At 46.2% G+C, this 9,545-nt stretch carries 6 protein-coding genes and 1 pseudogene; 3 read left to right on the top strand and 4 right to left on the bottom strand.

Annotation, left to right across the window (positions count from 1 at the left end):
* The coding region (locus tag RMO52_RS18015; protein ID WP_310416979.1) for a heavy metal translocating P-type ATPase at nt 1–1,623 on the bottom strand (1,623 nt) is incomplete at its 3' end.
* A 31-nt stretch (nt 1,624–1,654) separates the two neighbouring features.
* Here RMO52_RS18015 and RMO52_RS24810 point away from each other — a divergent pair.
* Nucleotides 1,655–1,810: pseudogene (locus RMO52_RS24810) on the top strand (MerR family transcriptional regulator); the annotation flags it as partial.
* A gap of 26 nt (nt 1,811–1,836) precedes the next feature.
* On the opposite strand, the gene RMO52_RS18010 reads toward RMO52_RS24810, so the two are convergent.
* Nucleotides 1,837–2,751: a metallophosphoesterase gene (locus tag RMO52_RS18010; protein WP_310416975.1), complete on the bottom strand. Its 915-nt coding sequence runs from the start codon at nt 2,749–2,751 to the stop codon at nt 1,837–1,839.
* A gap of 207 nt (nt 2,752–2,958) precedes the next feature.
* Here RMO52_RS18010 and RMO52_RS18005 point away from each other — a divergent pair, with 207 nt between their 5' ends.
* A complete protein-coding gene (locus tag RMO52_RS18005; RefSeq protein ID WP_310416972.1) occupies nt 2,959–3,705 on the top strand; it encodes a metal ABC transporter ATP-binding protein in 747 nt (248 codons plus the stop codon).
* A gap of 244 nt (nt 3,706–3,949) precedes the next feature.
* Complete coding sequence (locus RMO52_RS18000) at nt 3,950–4,795, top strand: metal ABC transporter permease (RefSeq protein WP_309742513.1); 846 nt, start codon at nt 3,950–3,952, stop codon at nt 4,793–4,795.
* A gap of 55 nt (nt 4,796–4,850) precedes the next feature.
* On the opposite strand, the gene RMO52_RS17995 is transcribed toward RMO52_RS18000, so the two are convergent.
* Both RMO52_RS17995 and RMO52_RS17990 read right to left on the bottom strand, forming a co-directional pair.
* Nucleotides 4,851–6,884 carry an ABC transporter ATP-binding protein/permease gene (locus tag RMO52_RS17995; protein ID WP_310416967.1) on the bottom strand — a complete coding sequence of 678 codons (2,034 nt, stop codon included), beginning with the start codon at nt 6,882–6,884 and terminating at the stop codon, nt 4,851–4,853.
* 231 nt (nt 6,885–7,115) lie between these two features.
* On the bottom strand, nt 7,116–9,545 hold a 2,430-nt coding region (locus RMO52_RS17990; protein ID WP_310416964.1), incomplete at its 5' end, for an alkaline phosphatase.

The raw sequence follows: 9,545 nt of genomic DNA, 5'->3' as shown, positions 1-9,545 counted from the left end.
CATCGCCACTGAGGGGTATTGTTGCTGAAGCTGGCGAATTACCTCCAGTTTATCTTCAGGTAAAAGTTCTGCATACACTTTATCGATCCCAATTTCCCAGCCAATACTGTCGGCTGTCCGCTCGTTATCGCCCGTTAACATCACAACCCGATCGACTCCCAACCGTTTTAAATGGACGATCGATCGAGCTGCTGCGGGTCTGACGGTATCGGCAACTGCGATAATTCCCAGAATGCGATCGGCATCAGCCACCCAGACAACAGTTTTGCCATCCTGTTCCCACTGCTGGCTTTGTTCGGTCAGCTCGTCTGGCAGCAGGTTTACTTGGACTCGAACAAATTCGGCTTTACCAACTACAGCTATTTTTCCCTCAACTTCGCCAATAATCCCCCGTCCAGGATCAGAACGAACATTAATGGCTTCAGTCCATACCCAGCCTTGTTTTTGAGCCGCATGAACGATCGCCGCCCCGATCGGATGCTCGGACAAACTTTCTAAAGCAGCCGCCACTTGAAGTAATTTGTTTGAATTGTCAACCGCCATGACTCGGACGACTTGAGGTTTGCCCATTGTCAGGGTTCCATTTTTGTCAAAGGCGATCGCTTTAACTTGCCCGATTGCTTCTAACTGCGCGGTATTCTTGAACAAAATCCCATGCCGTGCCCCATTAGCGATGCCCGATAATAGTGCTGGCATCGTTGCTGCCATTAATGCACAGGGCGAAGCTACCACCAGAAAAATTAGGGCGCGATAAACCGTATCTTCCCACGTCCAACCGAGTAGAAATGGTGGTAGAGTACCTAGCAAAATGCCGATAAACACGATCGCTTTGGCATAGCCACGCTCGAACCGTTCGATAAATTGTTGAGATGGTGGTATTTCAGTCTGAGCCTGTTCTACCAAGCGAATTACCCGCTGAATCAGACTACTTTCTGGTGGCTGATGAATCTGAATTTTTAACGCGCCAGTACCATTAATCGTCCCAGCAAACACCTCATCTCCAACAGTCTTCTCAACGGGCATCGATTCACCCGTAATCGGAGCTTGGTTTAACGAACTAAAGCCCTCAGTGACAATCCCATCCGTCGGTACCAATTCTCCTGGCTTAACGAGAACGCGATCGCCGATTTCTAACTCAGCCACTGCTACCATCTGCTCTTGCCCATCTACGAGCTTGCGGGCGGTATCGGAAGTCAGACTCATCAGCCCCTGAATACTCCGCTCGGTGCGGCTCATTGCGTAGCCCTCCAGCACGCCGCTGATGGCAAAAATCAGAATCAACATCGCCCCGTCAACGATGAAATAATACTCTTTGCGCCACAGCCCCAAGATAGCTGCTCCCAATGCTGCCACAATCATCAATAGGTCTACATCGAGTTCTTTTTCCCGCCAAAGGGTAGTCAATCCTTCACGGGTGCTTTCATATCCCCCAATGGCATACGCAGCAGTCAGAATCAGCAAACTCACTCCCAGCCACCCGCGATTGAGACTTACCCAACCCAGTAACACCAGCAGGGCACAAACTCCAGCCGCGATCGCTTCGGGATGTTCTTTGAATAGCGATTCCGCAAAGCGGAGGCTACGCCAACGCCAACGGGAGCTAGACACAGCAGGGAAAGACATAACCACCTAAATATATTGCCTTCATACCCTACACCTTAACATTGATGTTAATGTCATTGACGATTCGCACATCACGGGTGTGGTAGAAGCGGAGCAAGCATTCTGGCAGGATAAAGAGTGGCAAAATCGGCTTGAGCAAATTCCAGATCGTTCGCTCCTAATTATTGGCTATGTGCCTTCGGTACTGTAGTTATCCCGTAACTATCGGGGGAGTTATGCAAAGTTTACGATGCCTCGATCGATTATTTCACCTTTGCTATTAAGTCCAGTTAGGAGAATTTGGTCTTGATAGACTTCGACGATGCCAAAGCTATGAACGCTTTTAGCAAATGCTGTCCAGTCTTGAGCCTTAACTGGATACAAGCGGGCACCGCCACCGCCACAGACCATATAAGTAGTGCCGTCGATCGGTTTCGTTCGTTGATAATTATGATCGTGACCGTTAATCCACAGCCGAACTTTGTGTTTTTTGAGGATGGGAGTGACATCTTTTTCCATCATCTTATTCACTTCATAGACACCAGCCGAATAAATATTGTGATGTCCATAAACGATATTCCACTTCGCTTTACTAGCTGCTAATGCGCGATCGAGCCAGTCTAATTGTCTTACGCGTTCGGGCGATTGTGGATTGACGATATCGTTAGTATTCAAGACAAAGAATCGCACGTCACCTCGACCGTGCATATAGTAACGCTGACCCTGCATATTAAATTCAGGATAAGCAACTTGCAGGTCGCCATTCATTGTCCGCACATCATGATTTCCTAACGAAGCATAAAACTTCACTCCCCTTTGAAGTAAATCCTGATAGGGAACTGTAAAGACTGGTTTAATCTTGGTAAATTCGCCATTGGTATAAATATTATCTCCAGCTAATAAGATAGTATCAAAGGGATTTTGTTTGTGATACTGAGCTAGAGCGCGACCGACTGCATATTGATTGATACTACCAGTACCTGTATCGGCAAGGACTGCAAATCGCTGTAGCAACTTTGACTTGGGTATCTGTACGGCTGATACTCGCTCTTTGGCATCGAAACTACTGAATAAGAATTTACCGACCCCAGCAATACCCAAACCAGTCAAACCAGCTCTAATTAAAAATTGACGACGATTATTACTCATAATTATTGATTCTGCAAGCAACTAATTGAAGTGGTTATGATGTTCGATCGATTGAGTCTATTGTAACCAATGTGGATGCCAACCAGAAAGAGATAATCGCTGTGCATGGTCATTTAATTTAGACGAGATGACTAATTTCTGAAAACGAACTCAATCTATGCTACTATCTAGTGATTAAGTAAGAATGATTATCGTAATCAATAGTTCATGCTAGAGATTCAGCAATTAGCGGTCAATTACCGTGGCGTGCGTGCTTTGGAGCGAATTGACTTCCGGATCGAACCAGGGGAACTGGTGGGGCTAATTGGGCCGAATGGAGCGGGTAAGAGTACACTGCTCAAGGCGATGTTGGGACTAATTCCCACCGCTAGCGGTACGATAAAATATTGTACTTGTCCATTGTGTCAGCATTTGGAACGGGTGGCATATGTGCCCCAAAGATCTCAGGTTGACTGGGATTATCCGATTACCGTTTGGAACGTGGTGATGATGGCGCGTACTCGTCAGCTAGGCTGGTTGCGTCGTCCGGGTGCGGCGGCAAAAGCAATCGTCAATGGGGCACTCGATCGAGTCGGGATGCTGGATCTCAAAGATCGGCGGATTGGGGAGCTTTCTGGCGGGCAACAGCAGCGCGTATTTTTAGCCCGCGCCTTGGCTCAACAAGCAGATTTGTTCTTATTTGACGAGCCATTTACTGGCATCGATAAAAAAACCGAAGCCGTACTTCTAGAAGTTTTTGGAGAACTGCGAACTGCGGGTAAAATTTTACTAGTTAGTACCCATGAATGGGGAAAATCTCTGAGTCAACTCGATCGAATTTTGCTGCTCAATCAAAGTCTAATTGCCGATGGTTCGCCCGCAAAAGTCATGACTCCGGCTAATCTACAACAAGCTTATGGTGTTTCATTTCATCAGCAAAGCGATCGCAATCCTAGTACAGATTTATTTTGTTAATGACGTAAGTGGATAGTGAATAGTGGAAAGTGAATAGTGTTGAGAGTTTCTATTGAATTGCAGCTAAAAATCTGTAACTAGCAACTTGGGTTAATCGGTTGCTTGGTTGACGATCGATCTTAGGTCTGAACGCATCTTCTACCAGCATGTAAAAACGATTGAAAATAGCCTATTCACTATTCACTATTCACTATCCACTATCCACTAAAAAACTAGTAACCTTGTTTTAACACAAGATCTGAATATGCTAAATTTTCTCGTCGAACCTTGGCAGTATGAATTCATGCGAAATGCGATCGTCATTGGCATTCTCGTTGGTATTTTATGTCCGGTAGTCGGTAGTTATCTCATTGTCCAGCGGATGGCATTGTATGGAGATGTCATCGCCCATGCTGTCTTGCCAGGATTATCGCTTTCATTCTTCTTGGGTATTGATATTGCGATCGGGGCGTTTATATCTGGCATCATGGGTGCGGGGACTATTTCGTGGATTCGATCGCAATCGAGAGTCAAGGTTGATGCGGCAATGGCGCTGACTTTTTCTAGTTTCTTTTCGGTTGGAATTATTTTGATTTCTGTACTCAGGAATAATATCGATCTTGATAGTTTTCTGTTTGGCGATATTTTGGGAACAACGACAACTGATATCTATCGAACGGCAATTGTCACGGCGTTGATTCTGGCAGTAGTTTGGTTGTCTTATAAAGAGTTGTTATTCTATACATTCGATCGAACTGGAGCCGAAGCAATGGGCTTACCAGTGAGAGTGATTCATCTCGGATTTATGTCGGCAATTACGCTGACTATTATTGCTAGTATGCAGGCAGTAGGTGTCATACTAGTGATTTCGCTATTAGTTGGGCCAGCTTTGACGGCATATCTACTCGTAAAAGAGCTGCATCAAATGATGATTTTGGGTGCATTTATCGGTGCGGTTGCGAGTCTGAGTGGCGTATATATTAGTTTTCATCTCAAACATGTGCCGTCTGGCCCGGCGATCGTCATTGTATCTTCAGGTTTATTTATCCTCGCATTATTACTTAGCCCCTCTCAAGGTATTTTGACTCAACGATTTCGATCGCCATCTTAACTCGACAATCTGCCCCGTTTGAGGAGAATGGGTGCAGATTGTCGAAATTCGCTAGTTAACTGGCGAATTGATAGTCTTTCGCCGCCAATAATTGCCAACTGTCACGATCTGCCGATCGTAAATCCAACACCGTTTGATGATAGTCAATCAGACTAGGACGATGCCCAACACTGATATAAGTGATATCTTGACTTTGTAGTAACTCGTAGAGCCGCCGCTCATTAGTCACATCCAGGGCACTAGTAGCTTCATCGAGAATGACGTATTTCGGCTGGCTGAGCAGAATTCGCGCAAAAGCTAACCGCTGTTGCTCGCCTTGGGAGAGGACAGCAGCCCAATCTTTTTGGGCGTCAAGTCCACCCATCCGTACTGATAAGTTTTCCAGGTTCACTATTGCCAGTGCCGATTGGATTTCCTCATCGGTGATATTTGTCCGCAGGTTGGGATATTTCAACTGTTCGCGCAAGGTACCTAGGAGCATATAGGGCTGCTGGGGCAGGAATAGAGCTTGTGTATAATCGGGACTTTCGATCGTGCCCGTACCGTTGCGCCACAGCCCAGCAATCGCCCGCAGCAGCGAACTTTTCCCGCAGCCACTCGCACCTACTACTAGCAAGGATTGAGGTGGTGTTAGCTCGAAGGAAAGATTTTGAAATAGAGTCTGCTCGGCATTGGGAGTGTTGAGCGTCAGTCCATCGACTTTAAAATGAGCTGAGGGGTAATTGACAATCCCACTACCGACAACATCTCGATCCCGTTGCCGAAAGCGTTCGTACAGCATCCCCAACCGCTCGATACTCGCGGCAAATGAAGAAATACTCTGAATCCGCGTCGGAATAATTGACAGGGCACTCAGCACCATTCGGAAGGCAAATATACCCTGTCCGATCGTCCCAAAATCAACTTGTTTGGCAAAATATAAAGGTGCAACAATTAGGTAAGGTACCAACCGTGCAAAATATTCATAAGAATACTGAAAGATATCCAACAGCGCCAGCCAAATTATCAATAGATCGTAGTTTCTAATCGCTCGACCTAAGCGACCTTCAACTTGACTAAGTTCTAAATTTTCGCCCCGATAAAATGCGATCGATTCGGCATTATCGCGGACGTGAACCATCCCATAGCGGAAATCACCCTCAAGTCGCAATTGATTGAAGTTAATTTTAATGAGTTTAGTTCCGATCCAAAGTGCCAGGATAGTAGCAATAGAAACATAGCCAACCAATCCGATAGTCAATTGGGTAGAGATACTATACAGGATTCCGGTAAAGGCGACCAAATCTAAAACTGAATCGAGAATATCTAAAATCAGGTCTAAGATAGTAGTTGTAAAAGAATTGACATCTTCAGTCATCCGTTGATCTGGATTATCGATATCTGTATTCGCGGCATTGGAGTCTAGTTCGTAGTAGGTTCGGTTGCTAAAATAATCCTTCAAAAAGGTATTTGCCAGCCACTCTCGCCAGAACAAAGCTAGCTTGCGACGCGTGTAACGATAAATAATTATAATGGGAATCGCAACGACTAGGGTGATACCATACACACCTAAAAATTGCCAGAATACTTCAGGATTTCTCCCATTGAGAGCATTGTCGATAAATCGAAAAACATAGCTAAGTAGCACATTTAGACTACTGACTACGAATGCCAGAAAAAGTAATAGTCCTAATACTAGCCATTGCTTTTCTCGTCCTCTGAGTTTACGTCGATAAGCATAGAAAATGCCACTACTAATGACAAGCAAGACCAAAAATATATAAGCAGGCGTAAATGTGAGGAGATTTTGAAATATTTCTACAGAGCTTTTGCCCAGGCTAGATAGAAACTTGAGATAGATGATCTCATTGACTAACCCTGCAAAAAATTTAGGCGCAAACTGAAAGCCAATTAAGGCGAGGGCGACAACAAAAAAGAAGGTAAACGCAACAACAAATACTAGTTGTGTTAAAATTAGAAATAGAAACTGAAGCGAACTTCTCGGCCCTGGTGGATAGAAGTAAGGTTGGGCAACTTCAACAAATCGCTGCCAAAGCTGGCGATCGAATCGAAATTTGAGTGGCAATTTAGGCTGAGATTCTGCGGTCATAGCAATTGAATCCAAATCGGGATGTCAAGGAGTTGACGATAATCGAGGTTGTTTACATTACTCCTTTAATGAATCTTAATATATTTTTATCGTCCAGAACATCAGTGGACAACTGACTATCGCCACTGATGAACCACAAAATCATCCCATTGAAATCAAAAAAACAGGCAAAACAAATAACGTTAGTTACTTATTTTGCCTGGTAGTTTTAACAGGAAAGTTTCTTTGCGGTTAGGCAAAGACAAATTGGCTAGCATTACCAGGAGTTAAGCTACTCGCTTGAATTCCGGTCAGGATTGCCAAGGTTTGAGAGCCAAAGTTGATGCTAGTATCCGCACCAATTTGAGTCAATTTCAGACTGGTTGCACTAATCCCCAAGCTCTTGGCACCCTGAATTCCGATTACGTCGGTACCGATTTGGAAATCCACAATCGTATTCGCCGCACCAGGAATTTCGGCATTGGCAATCCAGAATTGGTCGGCACCAGCACCGCCGGAGAGGAGGTTATTACCGCCGCTACCAGCGAATAACTTGTCGTTACCGTCGCCACCTAGAGCGCGACCATTTGCACCGAGGAACAGGGTATCATTACCAGCACCGCCGGAGATCCGATAGTCTTTGGCATCGGTAGCATCGAGGGTATCGTCGCCAGCCGTACCAAAGACGCGATCGTTATTAGCAACAAAAATCGTGTCTGCACCACTGCCAGAGTCAATCCGGTTATTCCCAGCGATCGATCCAGCAATTGGGACATCCACTTTATCGTTACCTGCACCTGTGAATACGAGGTCGTTAACACCATCAAAGCCTGGTGTCTTGCCAGCTACTAAGTCATCAGCACCAGCAGTTCCGGGTACTAAGGTTTGCTGACTGGAAGTACCAAACAATGTTTTGTACATCAGGTTGTAGATCTCGGTATTGTCGAGGGTGCTGGGCAATTTATCGGCATTTAAACCGTATGTTTTAGCGACGATACTACCAGGAAAGTCCGGCGTTCCGACCCAGCTCACCCCGAAGTTACCCATCGGGCCATCGATACTATCTTTGGCACTAAATGGTTTCCAGGGGAACTCTGTACTGGCGGTACTACCATTAGCACCATCGAGGAAGGCGCGAGTAGTGTTGGTGGTAGTTGGGTTGATGCCGATAAACGGAACTTGAGTTTCACTGTCCTTGAGCGCGAAATCTGTCGTGATATTACCAGCCGGACGAGCGTATGGAGCGTACTGGTAGACCTGTAGACCGCCTGCATCGCTATCAGCCGCCGTAATTACCAAGGTGTTGGGGTCTTGGGTATCGACATATTTCTGAGCGACACCAATTGCGGCATCAGCGCGGCGCATAGCTTCGATCGTGCCAGCCGCGTTATTATTATTGGCGAAGTTGTCGGTACCCTCTTCTTCGACGACAGCAAAGAAGCCATCAGGATCGCGTTTGACGATCTTTAGCGATGCTTCGAGCATTTCGGCGACAGTCGGAGCTGTGGCTACATACAGCGGCTTAGGACTGGCTGTATTCAATCCCAATGCTTCTTCGGTGCGATCGTCATAAGTATTGACCGCTGCAAATACACCGAGGATTTTCTCTGGTGGCTTGGCACTATTTACAACCTGATTCATTTGGTCTTCGGTGTACACTACCGTGTATCCGAGCGACTTGGCTAAATCGATGAGGTTAGTCGTCGGGCGACGTTGTGGGCTGCTTTCAGAAGCATCTACCGCCGCAGTGACGTGAAATCCAGTCGTACCTTTGGGTAGCATGTATAGCTCACCACCACCAAAAATCACATTAGTACCAGAACGAATCACCTGCTCGATGATTTCGGCGTATTTATCCCGCGCCCGAATTTCGTTACCATCGCGATTGGTGGTTTTGGCAGCAAACGCCGCCGAACCAGGCTCGGCAAGATGTCCAGACTGAATCAGCACGGTAGCTTTACCAGCTTCGATCGCTTCTTCTAAGATGGTTTTACCTGTATTGCCCGAACCAGGTTTAACTAGAGAGTTGTCTTCTTGCAAACCGAAGGACTCATTAAATACCTTCGTCCCAGTTGCGTGGATGACTGCACCTGCATTAGAAGTAGCACTCAACTGGTTTTCTAGGTGTCCGAGGTAGACCCCCGCATTAGACATATTATCCCAGTTCAAGCGACCATCTGGCCCTTTATCGACATTCCGCAATGCCATGTAGTGGGACGGTCCAGTACCATCGGGATGGATAAAGATGACGTTACCAGTATCTTTAGTCGCGGCTGGAGCCTTAGTCGGTGCCGGATTGCGCGAGGTTAATTCTTTCTCGAATAATGTCTCGTACATCAACTCATACATGACCGTATTGTCTACAGTCGCAGGCAATTTATCCGAGTTAAGACCGTGTGCTTTAGAAACGATCGAACCGCTAAAATCTGGCGTACCAGCCCAAGCCACTGCAAAGGGAAATACATTTCCATTCGCATCGGGAGCGGCGATAAATGGGAGTGTACCAGCCCCTGTTTTACCATCTTGTGGGATCGGACGTGCGGTAGTTGTCGGGTTATTATTAATTGTGCCGACGGGCTTGGTGGCATCGGCTACGTCAGTAACTTGCAAGCCACCCGCATCGCTATCGGCAGCAGTTAAGATTAAGGTATTAGGATAGCGATTGATAAAGTCTAAAGCTAC

This window comes from Chamaesiphon sp. OTE_8_metabat_110 (genome assembly GCF_031382685.1).
In the GTDB taxonomy this organism is placed as follows: Bacteria; Cyanobacteriota; Cyanobacteriia; order Cyanobacteriales; family Chamaesiphonaceae; genus Chamaesiphon.
The sequence above is the reverse complement of the archived record's forward strand: the minus strand, read 5'-3'. Positions and strand labels throughout refer to the sequence as shown.

Excerpts from the sequence above, each read along its gene's own strand:
- RMO52_RS18010 (WP_310416975.1), bottom strand. The coding sequence starts at position 2,751 with ATGAGTAATAATCGTCGTCAATTTTTAATTAGAGCTGGTTTGACTGGT.
- RMO52_RS18005 (WP_310416972.1), top strand. The coding sequence starts at position 2,959 with ATGCTAGAGATTCAGCAATTAGCGGTCAATTACCGTGGCGTGCGTGCT.
- RMO52_RS18000 (WP_309742513.1), top strand. The coding sequence starts at position 3,950 with ATGCTAAATTTTCTCGTCGAACCTTGGCAGTATGAATTCATGCGAAAT.
- RMO52_RS17995 (WP_310416967.1), bottom strand. The coding sequence starts at position 6,884 with ATGACCGCAGAATCTCAGCCTAAATTGCCACTCAAATTTCGATTCGAT.